This is a genomic window from Actinoplanes siamensis (assembly GCF_016862395.1).
GTDB lineage: Bacteria > Actinomycetota > Actinomycetes > Mycobacteriales > Micromonosporaceae > Actinoplanes > Actinoplanes siamensis.
In genome coordinates this window covers 117,589-135,599 of the sequence record NZ_BOMW01000035.1, presented here as the reverse complement: position 1 = coordinate 135,599, position 18,011 = coordinate 117,589, and the positions used below count along the sequence as shown (strand labels likewise).

The following is an 18,011-nucleotide window of genomic DNA, read 5'->3' as shown; positions in this document are numbered from 1 at the left end:
CGTCCAACGGCTTCGGCGGTGGCCCGACCAACGGTTTCGGCGGTGGCCCGACCAACGGTTTCGGCGGTGGCCCGACCAACGGTTTCGGCGGTGGGATCAACGGGTCGTCCAGCAATGGCTTCGGCGGTGGCCGGAACGGCTCGGCCAACGGCTTCAACGGCGCGCCCGACGGCTTCGGCCCGCGCAGCAACGAGCCGCTGCCCCCGCTGCCGTCCGGTCCGGTCAGCTCCGGCCCGCAGGGCTTCGCCGGCCTGGACGAGCTGGCCCAGCGCCGCAACGGCAACGACTACCAGCGTCCCGACGGTGACGTGAACGGCTTCGGTGCGACCATCCCGCGCCAGCTTCCGGCGAACCCGGACAGCCAGGGCCCCAACGCGTTCATGCCGCCGGTCTCCGCGCCGCCGGTCCCGCCGGTCACCTCGGTGCCGCCGGTGCCGTCCGCGCCGCCGGTCTCCGCCACGCCGGTCTCGTCCGGCCCGAACGACCCGGTCTCCGCGAACCCGAACCCGTTCGCCTCCGCGCCGCCGGCCTGGCCGCCGGTCGCCGGCGACCGGGAGAGCAACACCCCGCACGTCCCGGAGAACCTCGCGGCGGCGTTGGACATGACCGCCGAGATTCCGCGGTACCGCCCGGAGAACGCCGAGCCGCAGCCCGAGGTGGCCCGTCCGGTCAACCCGCCCACTGTGGCGTTGCCCGCGTCGGCCCCGCCGGCGTACGACTCCTCGGTGGCCCCGGTCAGCAGCCCCGCCGCCGACCAGGCGACCGCTGCCGCGCAGATCGCCGCGGCCTCGGCCCGGGAGGGCGCGGCGCCGTTCGCCGACGAGACCATGGAGCTGCCGATTTTCCGGGAGCTCGAGTCGGCCTGGTTCACCACGACCCAGGCGACCAAGCCGTCCGTCTCCGTCTCCGGCTCCGGCGACGAGGCGGTGGTCTCGCAGCGGATCCCGACCGGCGAGCCGGCCCGCAACTCGGGCGTGCCGCAGCAGGCGCCCTCCCCGGAGGCCCGCGAGCTCGACACGGCCACGGTCGGCGCGTCCACCCCGGCCGGCGCCGGATCGTACGGCGCCGCCCCGGCCAACCCGTGGCGGACCGCGGCCGACGACGGCTGGACCGCTGCTCAGAAGGCGTCCGAAGTCACCATCGACACGACCACCACGGCGGGCCTGCCGAAGCGCACGCCGATGGCGCAACTCGTCCCCGGCGGTGTTGACCGGGGCGGTAACTCCGTCCAGCGTCGTACTCCCGAGGGGGTCCGCGGTCTGCTGTCCGCGTACCACCGGGGTGTGCAGCGCGGTCGCACCAAGGAACAATCGACCAACCTGGAGGAGACTCCGGGAGGGCAGCAGCCCTCGCAGGCTGGCAAGGAGCATGAGGCATGACATCTACGCAGGATCTCGGTTGGCTCCTGGCCAACTTTGCTGATCGCGTTCCCGGGGTCGCGCACGCGATTGCGGTCTCCGCCGACGGTCTGCTCCTGGCGGCCTCGCGGGACCTTCCCCGGGACCGCGCGGACCAGCTGGCGGCCATCGCGTCCGGCCTGGTCAGCCTTACCCAGGGCGCGGCACGCTGCTTCGAGGGCGGCGCCGTTCTGCAGACGGTCGTGGAGATGGACAATGGATTCCTGTTCCTGATGTCCATCTCCGATGGCTCCTCGTTCGCGGTGCTCGCGGCGCGCAGCTGCGACGTCGGACAGGTGGGCTACGAGATGGCCCTCCTGGTCGACCGCGTCGGCGAGGCGCTGACCCCCGCGCCGCGTTCCGCGGCCGGGGTGCTGGGCTGAAGGCGCGGTGAGCCGGCCCATCCGGCTACTGTCCAGAAACTTGAGAACCAATACACTTCGAGAGGCCGAGGGAGGGGTTGACGGTGACGATGCCCGAACGCGATGAGCCGACCGGCGCGCTGGTCAGGCCGTATGCCGTGACCCGTGGTCGAACCCGGCCGAAGCTTGAGATAGCGCTGGAAGCGCTGGTCGAGACAACCGTGCGCGGCCGTTCCGGAATGATCCGCGGCGGGCAGGGTGGAAGCGAGCATCAGTACATAGCGGCGATGTGCGACGGCGGCCGAGTTCAGTCGCTGGCGGAGATCGCCGCACGCATGCAACTGCCGCTTGGTGTGGCACGTGTGATCGTCGCCGACATGGCCTCTGACGGCCTACTCGCGGTGTACGAGCCCACCTCGCTCGAAGACGAGACCGACGCGGTAGGCACGGAACTGCTGGAAAGGGTGCTGAGTGGACTTCGCAGGCTCTGACATGTCGCAACGTCCCGCTGCGGGCGGACGCGTGACATCGGCGAAGATTGTCATCGCCGGTGGCTTCGGCGTCGGTAAGACGACGCTGGTGGGGTCGGTCTCGGAGATCACCCCGCTGACCACCGAGGCGATCATGACCTCGGCCGGCGTGGGTGTCGACGACAACCGGCAGGTGCCGGGCAAGATGACCACCACCGTCGCCATGGACTTCGGCCGGATCAGCATCGACCGCGATCTGATCCTCTATCTGTTCGGCACGCCTGGCCAGACGCGGTTCTGGTTCATGTGGGACGAGCTGGTCCGGGGCGCCATCGGTGCGGTGGTCATGGTGGACACCCGTCGGCTCGCCGACTGCTTCGCCGCCATCGACTTCTTCGAGCACCGTCGCCTGCCGTACCTGGTGGCGATCAACTGCTTCGACGGCATGCAGTACCACAACCCGCAGGACGTTCGGGACGCCCTGGCGATCTCGAGCGACGTGCCGGTGGTGAGCTGCGACGCCCGTAACCGCGAGTCGACGAAGAACGTCCTCATCTCGCTCGTCGAGTATGTGCTGACGATGCGTCGTACGCGTGCGGTAGCGCCGGCCTGACGAACGGTGAAAGCCCCGCTCCGCTGGTCGGAGCGGGGCTTTCGCGCGCTCCGGGAACGGTCTTGCGCGCAGCGGATCGACGACCCTGGGTCACTGGTTACCGACGGTGGCCGAGAGCTCGCTTTTCGCCCGGCTGGCGTCCAGGGTTCTCATCGACTGTCCGAGACACCTCTGGTGTCCGGCTCGCTGTGGCGGGCTGGTTCTCAGGGGGTGACCGCGCGCTCGAGGCACCTCCGGCGGCCACCCGGCAGCCTGCTCGGTTTCGCCGAACCCGGGCGCGGCCGCGTAGGTAAGGCGGCCAGCGGTTCGGCGCGGGGCCCGTGTCGAGCAGGACGGGCGGTCGGTTCGGGGCGGGCCCGTGTGGATCAGGACGGCGGTCGGTCCGGGGCGGCACGGTGCCGGTCAGGGGCGGCGGTCGGTCCGGGGCCGCGTTGTGCCGATCAGGGCGGCCAGCTCCGACAGGTCGGAGATCTGGTCGGCCGGCTCGAAGGAGTCCGGATCGGTGCGTAGGTGCCGCACCTCCGGATAGGCCGCGTTGGTGACCAGCACCGGCCGCATCCCGGCCAGCCGTGCGCCGTCGTGCTCCCGGCTGCCGCCGTCACCGACGAACCAGCATTCCGCCGGGGAGACGCCGAGCCGTGCGCTCACCGTCGCGTACAACCGTGGGTCGGGCTTGCGGAATCCCTCGCGCCAGGAGAACACCGGGGCGTTGATCAGGCTCGCGTACGGCGTGCGCGGCCAGGCCTCGCACAACTCGCTCGAACAGTCGCTGAGAAGCCCCACGAGGTAGCCCCGGTCCCGCACCCACTCAGTGTCCGGATCGCGTCCGGACGGGGCCTGCGAACGCGCTCAGCCCCCGCGTGGTGGGTCCGGACCGCGGCGGCCAGGCGCGCCGGGGATGGTTCGGCGCCGCACGCCCGGGCCATCGCCAGCAGAGTGTCCCGGGTCCCGCCGTACACCCCGGTCGCCCGGCGCGGGAAGCTCTCCGCCATCGCGGCGGTGAAGCGGTCGGCCGGCACCCCGAGGGCGGTGGCGGTGGCGGCGAAGGTGGTCAGCCGTTCGCTCTCGGCGGCCGGGTCGGTGAGCGTGCCGAAGAAATCGAAGATGATCGCCCGCATGCCGCAAGCATCGGGGATGGCCCGCCGGCGGCCCAAGCCGGTCCGTCACCGGCACCGAAGGCGCCGCGTGACGGACCCGGATCGCGGCCCGGAGAAATCGGCCCCGCGGCGCGGGAGCCGGGCCGTGGCGGCGGTGGCGGTGGGAAGCCGCGTGCGCGGCGTCCGCGTGGGAGCCGGCCGTGGTGGCGCGGTGGGGGAGCCGGGGCGGGGGAGTCGGGTCCGTGGCGGCTGGGGAGCGGGCCGTGGCGAATACGGGAAGGCGGGACCCGGGGGCGGATACGACGAAGCCGGGCCCGCCCCGAAAGACCGACCCGGCTTCGAGAAGCGGATCTCAGCGCCCGCCGCTGTACCCGGCGCCGTTGTTCCGATACTCGTCCGAGGCCTCGCGGTCCCGGGTGAAATCCCACCCGCCGGCCGCCTCACGACCGGGCCGGCCGCCCATCGCGAACCCGCCGATCTCCTGCCCGCGCCGCCAGCCCCGGAAGTATCCGGTGGTGTGCGCCGCGATCGACGCCGCGTCGCGGACGATCCGCAGCGGGCGCTCCTCGCGCACCGTGGTGCCCGGCACCAGGTTCGCCTGGGGCACCCGCTTGGGCAGGCCGGCCGACGTCTCCGCGGCGACGGCCGGGGTGGCCGCCTTCTGCGCGGCACGCCAGCCGCTGTCGTTCGGGTTGGACCACTCGACGTTGCCCGAGTCGGGAGTGCCGCCGATGAACCACGCGGACCGGGCGGCCGCGAAGATCAGCAGATCGCCGTCGTTGCCGTCGGCCGGGACCGGCGGGGCGGCGCTGCGGTCCAGCGCGGTGACCCGCGGCGGCAGGCCTTCCACCGAGGTGCCGCGGGCGCCGCCGTCGATCACACGCAGCGACGGCGGGTCGCCGAGCTGGTCGAGCCCGGGAGCCTTGCCCCGGGTCGCGTTCAGCGGGCCGTCGACCAGGTGCAGCGCGGGCGGCTCCTTCGGCATGTCCTGCCACGGCGGGCGGACCCGGCCGTCGGCGCCGGCACCGCTGACCGGGGCGGCGGCCGGGCGCTGCGGGAGCGCGTCGTCGTCGCTGGTGTTCAGCAACGGCCAGTTGGCGCGGGAGCCCGGCTCCGGCGTCTCCTCGGCCGGCCGCTGGGACGGCATCGGCAGGGAGAAGTCGGTCGGCGAACCGTTCGCCGCCGCGGGCGACGGGGTGGTCCGCGTGTTCGACCGGGTCGGGATGACCGTGCGGCCCCGCTCGGCCCGCGCCCGGTTCAGCTCGGCGTTGGCGAGCGTGGGCCGGAACGGCTCGCCCGCCTCGGCCGGCGTGCTGGGCGCACCGGCCGGGGAGATCGGGTTCCGCGCGGCCGGGGAGATCGGGTTCCGCGCGGCGGGTGACAACGGCGCGGCCGGGTTGCGCGAACCCGGCACCGGCCGGGAGCCCGGCGTGATCGGGGTCATGCCGGGCGGGGGCGGCGGCACCGAGACCGGCCGGTTGCCCGGCGTGCTGCCCCGGCCGGGCAGCCCGTTCGCCGCGGCCGGCGCCACCGGCGGCGGTGTGATCGGGTCGGGCGCGACCGGCGGGGCGTTCATCGGCCGCGGCGTGGCCGGCCCGTTGCCGAGACCGGCCACCGAGGGCTCGGGGCGGCTGCGGCGGCTGAGCCGTGAGCCGAGGTCGGAGCTGACCGGCGACTGCTGGGCCGGGGCCGGCTCGGCGGCCCGGCGGGCGGCGCGACGGCCCACATTCGGCTCGGTGGCCGGGCTGCTGGCCCGGGCGGCGAGCGTGCCGACCAGCGCGCCGCACGCGGCGTCGCAGGTGCGCACCGCGGCGACGGCGTGGCGGACCGCCTCGGCGGCGGCCGGCGCCAGCGACTTGTTGACGCCGCCCCGACGCGGCGACTCGCTGATCGCCACCTGCAGGGCGGTGACCGCGGAGATCACCTGGTCCTCGGTGCCGGCGCCGGCGCGGGTGAGGTCGCCGGCGACCTCCTGCGCGGCCTGCGCCGGGTCGCCGCCGCGGCCGGCCATCAGCCGGCCCGGCTCGGGGACCGCCTCGAGAACCGACATGGCCAGCGGGTGCGCCGGGTCCGGATACGCCCGGAGAGCGGCCGGGTAGAGCTCGCGCAGCACCTCGCGGAGCGCGATCGCCGCCGCGTTGCGCCCGGCCAGCATGGCCACGTGCGCGGCCAGGACCGGCTTGTAACTGACCAGCTCGCGCGGCGCGGGGAGGGTGACCGCGGCGATCGCCCCGGCCTGCAGGGCGCGGGCCAGCCCGACCGCACGCCGTGCGGCGGCGGGGGCGGCCATCTCCTCCGGGGAGTCGTCGTCCGAGAAGCGCTCGGCGAAGTCGTCCGCGTCGTCGTCGTCGACCACGACCAGCGGTCGGCCGGCGGCGGTGAGCAGCGAGGTGACGACGTGGTCGTCGCTGTCGGCGGCCACGGCCGCGTCGCTGAACCCCGTCGTCCGTTCCACGAGCAGCGTTCCCAGCAGGGCGTAACCGGCCGGGTCGTCGCTGATCTCGTGGACGCCGAGCAGCCGGCCGGCGTCGTCCACCACGGCGATGGTCAGCGGCGCGACCGAGGCCGAACGCACCGCATCATCAGCCGACGCAAGACCGCAGTACACGCGCACGAGCGCCACGGCGTCGTCCTCCTCCCCGGGAGTGCTTCTCTGTGGCCAAGGACTGATGTTCCCTGGTAATCGGTCAGTCACGCCAGTCCACAGCAGCAGAGATCTTGCCGATGACCGACCGCCAGCCGAGACTCGCCTGTTGTGCCCCGATTTTCTTCAGTCGGCGCCGACCGAAGAAACCGCCCATTCCACCGCTTTCCGCGGCACGGAGGGACTCGTCGAGGTCATCGAGCGGGGAACCGGGCGACAACGCCAGGATCACCGGCTTGAGCCGGAGCGCGTACCCGAGGTCCCGGGCCACCTCGCCGGCGGCGATGAGCAGCGGCAGATCCCACGTGTCGTGTCCGCCGCGCAGGTTCTCCACCACGAGGTCGAGTTCGTAGCGCTCCTCCGGCAGCGGGTCGATGTCGCTCGACTGTACCCGCTCCGCCAGGTCGCCCCAGGTGTCCAATTGTGCGAGATCGTGTGGAGCACCCGAACGAATGAAGGCGACCAGCGCCTCGGCGTTCTTGAAGGCGAGCAACCGGCCCCGGTGACTGAGGAACATGGGTACTTCCTCGTCGTCCGCCCGGGTGGCGGCCTCTTCCTCCGTCTCGTCGGCGGCCGCTTCCGTCTCGTCGCCGGACTTCTTCTTCCCGTCCTCGTCCTCCCCGTCCTCGGCGAGCAGAGCCTCGTACTCCTCGTCGACGATCACGCCCTCCTCGCCGTCCTCGTCGAGGGCGGCGCGCTTGCGGGCGTCGAACGGGTCCTCCTCCTCGACCTCGATCTCGGTCGGGGTCAGCTCGGACACCTTCCGGTAGGCCCGGAGGGTCAGGCCGACACCGCCCGGCAGGGCGACCTCGACCGGCTCGATGCGGACCTGCTCCCAGAGCTCACGCCCGTTGAGTCCTTCCGCTGAGGACTTCTCGGCCACCGGCGCTGACGCCTCGGGCTCGTCGGACTGGCTGGTCACGGTTGACCTCCGGGTTGATCTGGGGGTGGGCGGGACGGGTGACTACCGGCACATACCCTAGTCCGCAACGCTGTGTGACAACGGCCCCGTCCCCTCGCGTCGCGCCGGTGAATGTCGCGCCGTCCGGAAACGGCTGCCGCGGCCGGCCGGCTCAGAAGCCCTTGGGATGCCAGACCGTCTTGGTCTCCAGCAGCGCTGTCATCGGCCGCAGGCCCGGGTCGGCGGTGAAGTCGGCACCCCCGGCCGGCGGGCGGAGCACCCGTTTCAGCGTGCCGGCCGCCGCCCGCTCCAACTCCGCGGCGAGCTCCGCACTCTCCACTCCGGTCAGATCGAGGGCGTTCACGTCGGCGTGGGCGGCCAGCCACGGGGCGGTCTCGGCGTACCTGCCGGTGAGCACGTTCACCACGCCGCCCGGCACGTCCGAGGTGGCGAACGCCTCGGCCAGGGTGATCGCGATCTGCGGGTCGGCGGCCAGCACCACCGCGGTGTTGCCGGTGACCACGGCCGGGGCGATCACGCTGACCAGGCCCAGCAGCGTGGGCGGCGCGACGACCGCGACCACGCCGGTCGGCTCCGGCGCGGAGATGTTGAAGAACGGCCCGGCCACCGGGTTGGCCCCGCCGGTCACCTGGGCGATCTTGTCGGCCCAGCCCGCGTACCACACCCAGCGGTCGATCACGGCGTCCAGCTCGCCGGCGGCCACCCCGAGCGCGGCGAACTCGGCGCGCCGGGCCTCCACCATCTCGGCCACCCGGTAGAGGACCTGACCCCGGTTGTACGCGGTGGCGCCGGCCCACCCGGGCTGCGCGGCCCGAGCCGCGACCACCGCGTCGCGGGCGTCCTTGCGGGAGGCGAGGGCCACGTTGTCGCCGTCCACCACGAACGTCCGTCCTGACTCGCTGCGCGGGAACTTGCCGCCGATGTAGAGCTTGTAGGTCTTGCGCACGGAGAGGCGAACAGAAGCGCCCGACTCCGCTGTCCCGGCCGGCTGCGCCGGCGCTGCGACCTTCGATGACTTAGGCAAGGTACGCCTCCAGGCCGTGCCGGCCACCCTCGCGTCCGTAGCCGGACTCCTTGTAGCCGCCGAACGGCGACGCCGGGTCGAACTTGTTGAACGTGTTGGCCCAGATCACCCCGGCGCGCAGCTTGTCGGCGACGGCGAGGATGCGGGAGCCCTTCTCGGTCCAGACGCCGGCGGAGAGCCCGTACGGCGTGTTGTTCGCCTTTTCGATCGCCTCCGCCGGAGTGCGGAAGGTGAGCACCGACAGCACCGGCCCGAAGATCTCCTCGCGGGCGATCCGGTGCGCCTGGGTCACCCCGGTGAAGACCGTCGGAGCGAACCAGAAGCCGCGCTCGGGCAGCTCACAGGGGGGCGACCAGCGTTCCGCCCCCTCCTGCGCGCCGATTTCCGACAGCTCCCGGATCCGGGCCAGCTGTGCGGCCGAGTTGATCGCGCCGACATCGGTGTTCTTGTCCAGCGGATCGCCGACCCGCAGCGTGGCCATCCGGCGTTTCAGCGAGTCCATCAGGTGGTCGGCGACGGACTCCTGCACCAGCAGGCGGGAGCCGGCGCAGCAGACGTGCCCCTGGTTGAAGAAGATCCCGTCGACGATCCCCTCGACCGCCTGGTCGATCGGCGCGTCGTCGAACACGATGTTCGCAGCCTTGCCGCCCAGCTCCAGGGTGAGCCGCTTGCCGGTGCCGGCCACGGTCCGGGCGATCTCCCGGCCCACTTCGGTGGAACCGGTGAACGCGACCTTGTCCACGTCGGGGTGGGCCACCAGGTAGGCCCCGGTGTCGCCGGCGCCGGTGACGATGTTGACCACGCCCGGGGGCAGCTCGGCCTGCCGGCAGACGTCGGCGAAGAACAGCGCGGAGAGCGGGGTGGTCTCGGCCGGCTTGAGCACCACGGTGTTGCCGGTGGCCAGCGCGGGCGCGACCTTCCAGGCCAGCATCAGCAGCGGGAAGTTCCACGGGATGACCTGGCCGGCCACGCCGATCGGCCGCGGGTCCGGGCCGAACCCGGCGTACGCCAGCTTGTCCGCCCAGCCCGCGTAGTAGAAGAAGTGCGCGGCGACCAGCGGCAGGTCGACGTCCCGCGTCTCCTTGATCGGCTTGCCGTTGTCCAGCGACTCCAGGACGGCCAGCTCACGGGAGCGCTCCTGGATGATCCGGGCGATCCGGAACAGGTACTTCGAGCGTTCCGCGCCGGGCAGTGCGGACCAGGCCGGGAACGCGCGCCGGGCGGCGGCGACCGCGCGGTCCACGTCCTCCGGGCCGGCCGTGGCGACCTCGGCGAGGACCTCCTCGGAGGCCGGGTTGATCGTCTTGAACGCGTCGCCGTCCGCGGGCGCCCGGAACTCGCCGTCGATGAACAGCCCGTACGAGTCCGCGATGTCGACGACGGAGCGTGATTCCGGTGCCGGGGCGTATTCGAACATGGGTCCCTCAGTCCAGGGTGAAGTAGTCGGGACCGGAGTAGTGCCCGGTGGTCAGTTTGGTGCGCTGCATCAGCAGGTCGTTGAGCAGCGAGGAGGCGCCGAACCGGAACCAGTCGGGACTCAGCCAGTCGTCCCCGACGGTCTCGTTGATCAGCACCAGGTACTTGATCGCGTCCTTGGTGGTCTTGATGCCGCCGGCCGGTTTCACGCCGACCTGGCGTCCGTGCCGGGCCCGGAAGTCCCGGACCGCCTCCAGCATCACCAGAGTGATCGGCAGCGTGGCGTTGACCGCCACCTTGCCGGTGGAGGTCTTGATGAAGTCCGCGCCGGCCAGCATCGCCAGCCAGGAGGCGCGGCGGACGTTGTCGTACGTCCCCAGCTCGCCGGTCTCCAGGATCACCTTGAGGTGCGCGCTGCCGCACGCCTCCCGCACCGCGACGATCTCGTCGAACACCCGGGTGTAGTCGCCGGCCAGGAACGCGCCCCGGCTGATCACCATGTCCACCTCGTCGGCGCCGGCCGCCACCGCCGCCCGGGTGTCGGCCAGCTTCACCTCGAGCGGGGCCTGGCCGGACGGGAAGGCGGTGGCCACGCTGGCCAGGTGCACGCCGGAGCCGGCCAGCGCGGCCGCGGCGACCGGGACCATCGCCGGGTAGACGCAGATCGCGGCGACCGGGGGGCACCCCGGGTCGGCCGGGTCCGGCCGCCGCCCCTTGGCGCACAGCGCGCGCACCTTGCCCGGGGTGTCGGCGCCCTCCAGCGTGGTCAGGTCGACCATCCGGATCGCCAGGTCGATGGCCTTGGCCTTGCTGCCGGTCTTCACCGATCTGGTGCCGAGCGCGGCGGCCCGGCCCTCGACGCCGACCTTGTCGACCCCGGGCAGGCCGTGCAGGAAGGCGCGGAGATCGGACAGCCCGACGGTCGCTGTCGCAGTCATGAGAACGATTCTATGCGACCTGATGACAGTTGATCTTGAAGGAACGGTAGGTTGAGCGCCGTGGACGTCCTTGTAGTTGATCACCCGCTGGCTCAGACGCGGCTCACCGCGATGCGCCGGACCGAGACCGAGTCCGGCGTCTTCCGGGCCTCCCTGCACGAGCTCACCACCATGGTGGTCTACGAGGCGGCCCGCCTCTTCGCGGTCGAGAAGTTCCGGATCGAGACCCCTGTCGCGCCGACCGAGGGCACCCGGCTGGCCAACCCGCCGCTGATCGTGCCGGTGCTGCGGGCCGGCCTGGGCATGGCCGACGCCGCGCTGGGGCTGCTGCCCGAGTCCTCGATGGGCTTCGTCGGCCTGGCCCGGGACGAGGAGACCCATGAGCCCCGGGCGTACATGGAGTCCCTGCCGACCGACCTGGCCGGGCAGCCCGTCCTGGTGCTCGACCCGATGCTGGCCACCGGCGGCTCGCTGCTGCACTGCTGCCGGTTGCTGGCCGACCGGGGCTGCACCGACATCATCGTCTGCTGCGTGCTGGCCGCCCCGGAGGGCGTCGAGCGCCTGAAGCACTCGGGCCTGCCGCTGCGCCTGGTCACCGCCTCGATCGACGAGGGGCTGAACGAGAAGGCGTACATCGTGCCCGGCCTGGGGGACGCGGGCGACCGTCAGTTCGGCGGCATGCGCAGGTTCTGATCGCTGGGTTTGACGGGCCTCGCTCCGTTCGGCGGCATTTCACCCGCTCTCGTCTTCTACGGGCGAAATGCGTGGTGGTTGCGGTCGGCCCGGCTCGGGGCGCGACGGGCCGTGCCGGCGGCCTGGGATTCTCCATCCGATTGAGGCGTACGGGGGAGAGCTCGGTGCCGGCGGGGCGGGGCCGAGCGGGCTCACAGGGTGGAGTAGGTCCAGGAGAGGGCCCTGCCGGACTCGAACGGCATGACTCCGTGGAAGATCTGCGGCCGTTCGGCGAAGACCAGTGGCAGGAAGTGCCTGTCGGACTCCCACATGGGCAGCCGGCCGGCCAGCAGGTCGGCCCGGTCGACCCAGTGCAGCGACCCCTCGTCGTTCCCGCTCAGCGGCGTGCCCGACCAGGCCGGAATGCGGAACAGGAAGCCGAACCAGTTCTCCCCGTTCCGGCCGAACCCCGGCCAGGAGATCGTCCCCGCCAGGTCCAGCCGTTCGCAAGCAAGTCCCGCCTCTTCGGTGATCTCTCGGCGCATTCCGGTGACGACGTCCTCATCCGGATGCACTTTGCCGCCCAGGCCGTTGTAATAGCCGTAATGGAGGTCGTCGGGGCGGGCGTCCCGGCGGATCATCAGCACCTGGTCACCGCTGGGAGACAGAACATAACCGAGCGTAGCGAGAATGGCCTGCATGAGAGGCCACCCTAGGGGCGTCCGATACCTGCCCCCGCGGGCGGCGCTGAATACGAAGTGATACGTGAAGATGCTGTACCATGTCGTCCGCCGCCGTCGACGAGCGGCCGACGCCATGCCACCATCGATACAACGGGCGTCGTTGCGGGGAGTGACGAGTCCCTCCGCATACCTCACTCTTGTTCGGGAGGATCGCCCATGACGGGCTCCCAGCCTGCCATTCCAGCCGCTCGTCCCGTGATCGGCGAAGAGGAGATCGACGCCGCAGTCCGAGTGCTGCGCAGCGGCATGGTGGTTCAGGGCCCGGAGGTTGCGGCCTTCGAGCGCGAGTTCGGTGAGCTGGTCGAGGGTCGCCACTGCGTGGCGGTCAACTCCGGGACGTCGGCGCTGCAGCTGTCGCTCCTGGCCCTCGACCTGAAGCCGGGCGACGAGGTCATCGTGCCGTCGTTCTCGTTCGCCGCCACGGCCAACGCCGTCCGGCTGGCCGGCGCCACGCCGGTCTTCGCGGACATCGACCCGGCGACGTTCAACCTGGACCCGGACGCGGTCGCCGCCGCGGTCACCCCGCGCACCGTCGCGATCATGCCGGTGCACCTGTACGGGCAGCCCGCCGCGATGGACCGGATCATGCCGATCGCCGAGGCGCACGGCCTCGCCGTGATCGAGGACGCCGCCCAGGCGCACGCCGCCGCCCTGAACGGGACCCCGGTGGGCGCGTTCGGCCTGGCCGGCTGCTTCAGCTTCTACCCGACGAAGAACATGCACTCCCTCGAGGGCGGCATGATCACCACCGCCGACGCGGAGTACGCGCGCAAGCTGCGCCTGCTGCGCAACCAGGGCATGGAACAGCGCTACCAGAACGAGATCGTCGGCGCGAACATGCGGCTCACCGACGTGGCCGCGGCCATCGGCCGGGTGCAGCTGGGCAAGCTGCTCGGCTGGACCCGCAAGCGCCAGGAGAACGCCGCGTTCCTGAACGCGAACCTGTCCGGCGTGGCCGTGCCGACCGTGGCGGAGGGCGTCGAGCACGTCTACCACCAGTACACGGTGCGGGTCTCCGGCGACCGGGACGCGTTCCAGGCGGCCCTGGCCGAGCGCGGCATCGGCAACGCGGTCTACTACCCGACCCCGATCCACCGCCTCCGGCCGTACCTCACCGAGGACGGCAACGTCGGCCCGTGGAAGCTGCCGGAGACCGACCGGGCGGCCGCCGAGGTCGTCTCCCTGCCGGTGATGCCCAGCCTGACCCAGGAGGAGCTGGAGCGTATCGTCGCGGCCGTGAACGAGGTGGCGGCATGAGCGGCCTGCGTGCGGTTCTGATCGGCCTGGGCGCGATGGGCCGCAACCACGCCCGCGTGCTCTCCCTGCTGGACGGCGTCGAGCTGGTCGGCATCCTGGACCCGGCCCCCGGCGCGACCGGCCCGCACGGCGTGCCGGTCGTCGCCGAGCTGGACGAGCTGCTGGCGCTGCGCCCGGACTACGCGGTGGTGGCCTGCCCGACCGGCCTGCACGAGCAGATCGGCCTACGGCTCGCCGCCGAGGGCGTGCACGCGCTGATCGAGAAGCCGCTGGCCCCCTCGCTCGAGGCGTCCGCCCGGCTGGTCGAGGCGTTCGAGGCCAAGGGCCTGGTGGGCGCCGTCGGCCACATCGAGCGGTACAACCCCGCCCTGCAGAGCCTGCGGACCCGTCTGGAGGCCGGCGAGCTGGGCGACATCTACCAGATCGTCACCCGGCGGCAGGGCCCGTTCCCGGGCCGGATCGCCGACGTCGGCGTGGTGATGGACCTGGCCACGCACGACATCGACCTGACCGCGTGGGTCACCGGCCTGCCGTACGAGCACGTCGCCGCGCGCACCGTGTCGCGCAGCGGCCGCCCGCACGAGGACATGGTCTCCGCGGTGGCCGGCCTGTCCGGCGGCGTGGTGGCGAACCACCTGGTGAACTGGTTGAGCCCGTTCAAGGAGCGGTCCACCGTGATCACCGGCGAGCGGGGCAGCTACGTGGCCGACACGCTCACCGCCGACCTCACCTTCTACGCCAACGGCGCCTTCGGCACCGAGTGGGAGGCGCTGCGCGCGTTCCGCGGTGTGGCCGAGGGCGACATGGTCCGCTACGCCATCCCGAAGCGCGAGCCGCTGCTCGTCGAGCACGAGCGGTTCCGGGACGCGGTCGAGGGCAAGCAGAGCGACATCGTCTCGCTGCGCCAGGGCATGCGGACGGTGCAGGTGGCAGCGGCGGTTCTCCAGTCCGCGCGCGAGGGCATCACGGTGCCCGTGCCGACCCAGGGCGAGGCATGACCGGCAAGTTCTCCGAAGGGCGCCCACCCCGGGTGCTTTATCTGTCGTTCTACTTCCCGCCGAGCCGGGCGAGCGGCGTGTTCCGCGCCCGCGCGACCGCCAATCACCTGGCTCAGGCGGGCTGGGACGTCACAGTGGTGACCGCGCCCCGCGAGTTCTTCGAGTACCACCTCGAAGGCGCCGCGGACCCGGCGCTGGAGGCCACGGTCGACCCCCGGATCCGGGTGGAACGACCCGCCATGAACACCTACAACTACGAGAGCGACGTCCGGCGGTTCAGCATGTTCCGCCGGATGTTCCCGAACGTGGCGAGCAAGCTCTACCAGGAGTCCCAGAAGCGGATCTTCGGGGAGCACTACATCGGCTGGGTGCCGGGTGTGATGCGCACCGCGGTGGCCCGGCACCGCAAGCAGCGCTTCGACCTGGTGCTGGCGACCGGCAACCCGTTCGTATCGTTCGCCGCCGCCCACTACCTCGGCAAGCTGTTCCGGATCCCGTACGTGATCGACTTCCGGGACGCGTGGACCTTCAACCAGTTCACCGAGGAGATCCGCTTCCCCGAGGGCGGGCGGATGATGCAGTGGGAGGAGAAGGTCGTCCGGGACGCCGGCGAGGTCGTCTTCGTCAACGACGGCATGCGCCGGTGGTACGCCGAGCGTTACCCGTTCGCGGCCAAGCAGATGGAGGTCGTGCCGAACGGGTGGGAGCCGGAGCTGCTGGGCCGGGCCACCTTCCGGCCGAACGACCCGAGCCGCCCGCTGCACTTCAGCTACCTCGGCACGGTCACGCCGTACCTGCCGCTCGAGGTCCTGGTCGGCGGCTGGAAACTGGCCCGCAGGCATCCGCTGCTCGCCGACGCGGTCCTGGACATCCACGGGCACCTCGGCTTCTTCCCGCACGAGGCGGCCATGATCCGGCCGCGCCTGGGCGAGGGCCCGGACAGCGGAGTGGTCTACCACGGCTCGTTCTCCAAGACCGAGGCGGCGAAGGTGTACGAGGAGACCGACGCGCTGGTGTTCTGCGTGCCGGGCGCCAAGTTCGTCACGTCCGGCAAGGTCTTCGAGTACATGGCGACGGGCAAGCCGATCGTCTCGGTGCACGAGCCGGACATCGCGGCGTCCGACGTGCTCACCGGCTACCCGCTCTGGTTCCACGGCACCAAGCTGGACGAGGACAACGTCGCCCAGTCGTTCATCGCCGCGGCGAAGGCGGCCCGGGACCTGGACCAGCCGACCTTCGACGCGGCCCTGGCACACGCCGACCGGTACACCCGGGAGGCCACACTGACACCATGGGAGCACCGGTTGCGAGCGCTGGCCGAGGGCGGACGATGAGCGAGAGCTACCGATCCGTCGTCTACGTGGCGCTGGGCGAGTTCCGGATCCGCGCGGCGCTGGCCTACACCGCCGAGTTCGCCGCCGCCGGGGCGAGGGTGACACTGGTGGTCGGCAGCATCCCGGAGTGGAAGGGCGTCAAGCCGCCGCCCGGGGTGACGCTGCAGCGGGTCGGCGACAAGCCGTGGCCGGCCGTCAAGGAGCTGTTGGGCAGCGCCGACCTGCTGGTGATCGGTGACCCGGTGGCGATGACGATCGCCGAGCAGGCCCGCACGGCGTTCCCCCGGCTGACCGTGCGGACCGACCCGCAGGGCGACCCGGCACGCCGGCCGGCCCCGGCCGACCTGGCCGTGGTGACCCCGTGGTACCCGTCGGCGAACGACACCTTCGCCGGTTCGTTCGTGAAGGCCGCGGTCGAGACGGTGCGGGCGGAGTTCGACTCGATCTCGATCCTGAACACCGACCACTGGTTCTACCCGCCGTGGCGGCTCACCGGGAACCTGATCGACATCACCATGCAGCGCGAGCTGGCCCGCTACGGCGGGGTCACGGTGCAGGACGTCCCCGAGGGCGAGCTGACCCGGGTGATCGCGCCGCAGCCCCGCAAGCAGCCGTACGCGATCTGGGCCGACGAGCAGGTGCGCCGGCTGCGGGCGGCGCTGCCCACCGGGCAGATCGAGGCGCCGCTGGTGCACGCGCACTCCGGCCACTTCGGCGGGGTGATGGCGGCCGCGCTGGCCCGGCCGGACGCCCGGATCGTCGTCACCGAGCACGCCACCTTCCTGCGGTACGTCTTCGCGCAGCCACCGGCCCGCCGGCAGTACGCGGACATGCTGGCCCGGGTGGAGACGGTGCTCTGCGTCAGCGGCTCGCTGCGCGACCAGATCGCCGACGAGTTCCCGCAGTTCGCGTACAAGTTGCAGGTCGTGCCGAACCCGATCGACTTCGATCGGTTCACGGTCCGGCCGAGCATGCCCGAGGCGCCGAACCGCTGGGTCTACGCCGGGCGGATGCTGGAGCACAAGGGCGTGCAGACCCTGGTCGACGGCTTCGCGCTGATCGCCGCGGAGGATCCGGCGGTCACGCTCACGCTGGTGGGCGAGGGCAAGCTGGAGGACGCCCTGCGCGACCAGATCCGCAAGCTGGGGCTGACCGACCGGATCGAGCAGCGCCCGGCCGTCGCGCCGGACGACATGGCCGCGCTGCTGCACGAGCACGACCTGCTGGTGCACGCCAGCCAGCTGGAGACGTTCGGCATGACCATGGTCGAGGCCGTCGCGACCGGCACCCCGGTGCTGGTGGCCGCGAGCCAGGGCCCGGCCGAGACGCTGCGCGGGCTGGACGGCGTCGCCGGCAAGCTGTTCCCGGTGACCAAGAAGCCGGAGGCGCTCGCCGAGGCGTTCCGCGAGCTGCGGGACGCGTGGCCGAAACTGAACCTCGCCGAGGCCCGCGAGCAGCTGCGCGCCCGGTACGGCTTCGAGGCGGTCGGACGGCAGCTGATGGAGGTCTACCGGCAGCCGGCTCCGCAGCCGCCCGCCGGGTCGGTCCCCGTGCCGGTCGCCGAGCCGGCCGAGAGGATCGTGGTGGTCGCGATCTACCCGCCGCGCCCGGCCCGCACCCGGGACTTCGTGAAGAAGGCCCGTGAACAGGGCTTCGGTGTGGACCTGATCGTCCCGGACCCGGGCAAGTGGGCCCGGGAGGCGGACGACCCGGGCATCCGGGTGCACGGGCTCGGCGAGGAGCAGGCCGGCACCGGTGGTCTGGCCCCGCGGCCGGCTCCGAACACCGCGTCCCCGATGGCGGTGGCCCTGACGCGCACGGTGCAGGGCAAGGCGCGGACGTTCCGGCGGAAGGTGACCAGCAAGGTCACCAAGGCGCCGGCCGCGCTCCTGCGGCCGCACACGATGTGGCGGCACACCCGCGGGGTGCTGCCGGACATCGACTTCTCGAAGGTGCGCCGGGTCGTGGTCAACGGCGTGCAGGGTGAGCGCATCGGCTGGCAGATCGCCCGCCGGTACCCGAACCTGCACGTCACGATCGCGCTCCGGCTGCCCGGCGACGGGCGGGAGTAACCGCGTAGCGAGAAAAGAGGAGCGCCGGTCGGCCGACCGGCGCTCCTCTTTC

15 protein-coding genes and 1 pseudogene are annotated in these 18,011 nt (G+C 72.2%); 9 read left to right on the top strand and 7 right to left on the bottom strand.

Annotated elements, in window-relative coordinates; translation table 11 throughout:
* From Asi03nite_RS19705 to Asi03nite_RS19690, 4 genes and pseudogenes are all read left to right on the top strand, one after another.
* A pseudogene (locus Asi03nite_RS19705) lies at positions 1 to 1,379 on the top strand (nitrate- and nitrite sensing domain-containing protein); the annotation flags it as partial.
* Complete coding sequence (locus Asi03nite_RS19700) at positions 1,376 to 1,780, top strand: roadblock/LC7 domain-containing protein (protein ID WP_014447580.1); 405 nt, start codon at positions 1,376 to 1,378, stop codon at positions 1,778 to 1,780. The pseudogene Asi03nite_RS19705 and the gene Asi03nite_RS19700, both read left to right, overlap by 4 nt.
* 89 nt (positions 1,781 to 1,869) lie before the next feature.
* Positions 1,870 to 2,250 carry a DUF742 domain-containing protein gene (locus Asi03nite_RS19695; RefSeq protein WP_185046269.1) on the top strand — a complete coding sequence of 127 codons (381 nt, stop codon included), beginning with the start codon at positions 1,870 to 1,872 and terminating at the stop codon, positions 2,248 to 2,250.
* 1 nt (position 2,251) lies between these two features.
* Positions 2,252 to 2,842 carry a GTP-binding protein gene (locus Asi03nite_RS19690; RefSeq protein ID WP_043512997.1) on the top strand — a complete coding sequence of 197 codons (591 nt, stop codon included), beginning with the start codon at positions 2,252 to 2,254 and terminating at the stop codon, positions 2,840 to 2,842.
* 402 nt (positions 2,843 to 3,244) lie between these two features.
* Here the strand turns inward: Asi03nite_RS19690 and Asi03nite_RS37945 are convergent, their stop codons facing one another.
* The 6 genes from Asi03nite_RS37945 to deoC form a co-directional block, all read right to left on the bottom strand.
* Positions 3,245 to 3,646: an HAD family hydrolase gene (locus Asi03nite_RS37945; RefSeq protein ID WP_239102788.1), complete on the bottom strand. Its 402-nt coding sequence runs from the start codon at positions 3,644 to 3,646 to the stop codon at positions 3,245 to 3,247.
* Positions 3,647 to 4,291: 645 nt separating this feature from the next.
* The gene (locus Asi03nite_RS19680) at positions 4,292 to 6,562 is read right to left on the bottom strand and encodes a transposase (RefSeq protein WP_203681748.1); all 2,271 of its coding nucleotides are present in this window, start codon (positions 6,560 to 6,562) and stop codon (positions 4,292 to 4,294) included.
* Positions 6,563 to 6,626: 64 nt separating this feature from the next.
* Positions 6,627 to 7,505 (bottom strand): SatS C-terminal domain-containing protein, encoded by an 879-nt coding sequence (locus tag Asi03nite_RS19675; protein ID WP_203681745.1) that lies wholly within the window; start codon positions 7,503 to 7,505, stop codon positions 6,627 to 6,629.
* Between the two features lie 151 nt (positions 7,506 to 7,656).
* Positions 7,657 to 8,451: an aldehyde dehydrogenase family protein gene (locus Asi03nite_RS19670; RefSeq protein WP_239102787.1), complete on the bottom strand. Its 795-nt coding sequence runs from the start codon at positions 8,449 to 8,451 to the stop codon at positions 7,657 to 7,659.
* 70 nt (positions 8,452 to 8,521) lie between these two features.
* Positions 8,522 to 9,946: an aldehyde dehydrogenase family protein gene (locus Asi03nite_RS19665; RefSeq protein WP_203681739.1), complete on the bottom strand. Its 1,425-nt coding sequence runs from the start codon at positions 9,944 to 9,946 to the stop codon at positions 8,522 to 8,524.
* Positions 9,947 to 9,953: 7 nt separating this feature from the next.
* Positions 9,954 to 10,883 carry a deoxyribose-phosphate aldolase gene (gene deoC / locus Asi03nite_RS19660; RefSeq protein WP_203681735.1) on the bottom strand — a complete coding sequence of 310 codons (930 nt, stop codon included), beginning with the start codon at positions 10,881 to 10,883 and terminating at the stop codon, positions 9,954 to 9,956.
* Between the two features lie 60 nt (positions 10,884 to 10,943).
* Between deoC and upp the strand changes: the two genes are divergently transcribed.
* Positions 10,944 to 11,576 (top strand): uracil phosphoribosyltransferase, encoded by a 633-nt coding sequence (upp, locus tag Asi03nite_RS19655; protein ID WP_203681732.1) that lies wholly within the window; start codon positions 10,944 to 10,946, stop codon positions 11,574 to 11,576.
* 191 nt (positions 11,577 to 11,767) lie between these two features.
* On the opposite strand, the gene Asi03nite_RS19650 is transcribed toward upp, so the two are convergent.
* Entirely contained in the window at positions 11,768 to 12,256 is a 489-nt protein-coding gene (locus tag Asi03nite_RS19650) for an NUDIX hydrolase (protein WP_203681729.1), read from the bottom strand.
* 198 nt (positions 12,257 to 12,454) lie between these two features.
* Here Asi03nite_RS19650 and Asi03nite_RS19645 point away from each other — a divergent pair, with 198 nt between their 5' ends.
* From Asi03nite_RS19645 to Asi03nite_RS19630, 4 genes are read left to right on the top strand one after another with little or no spacing between them, the layout of a single operon-like run.
* The gene (locus Asi03nite_RS19645) at positions 12,455 to 13,555 is read left to right on the top strand and encodes a DegT/DnrJ/EryC1/StrS family aminotransferase (RefSeq protein WP_203681726.1); all 1,101 of its coding nucleotides are present in this window, start codon (positions 12,455 to 12,457) and stop codon (positions 13,553 to 13,555) included.
* A complete protein-coding gene (locus Asi03nite_RS19640) occupies positions 13,552 to 14,553 on the top strand; it encodes a Gfo/Idh/MocA family protein (RefSeq protein ID WP_203681723.1) in 1,002 nt (333 codons plus the stop codon). The genes Asi03nite_RS19645 and Asi03nite_RS19640 overlap by 4 nt, the downstream gene beginning before the upstream one ends.
* A complete protein-coding gene (locus tag Asi03nite_RS19635; protein WP_203681720.1) occupies positions 14,550 to 15,887 on the top strand; it encodes a glycosyltransferase in 1,338 nt (445 codons plus the stop codon). Before Asi03nite_RS19640 ends, Asi03nite_RS19635 begins: the two co-directional genes overlap by 4 nt.
* Positions 15,884 to 17,959: a glycosyltransferase gene (locus Asi03nite_RS19630; protein WP_203681717.1), complete on the top strand. Its 2,076-nt coding sequence runs from the start codon at positions 15,884 to 15,886 to the stop codon at positions 17,957 to 17,959. Before Asi03nite_RS19635 ends, Asi03nite_RS19630 begins: the two co-directional genes overlap by 4 nt.
* Positions 17,960 to 18,011 lie beyond the last annotated feature (52 nt).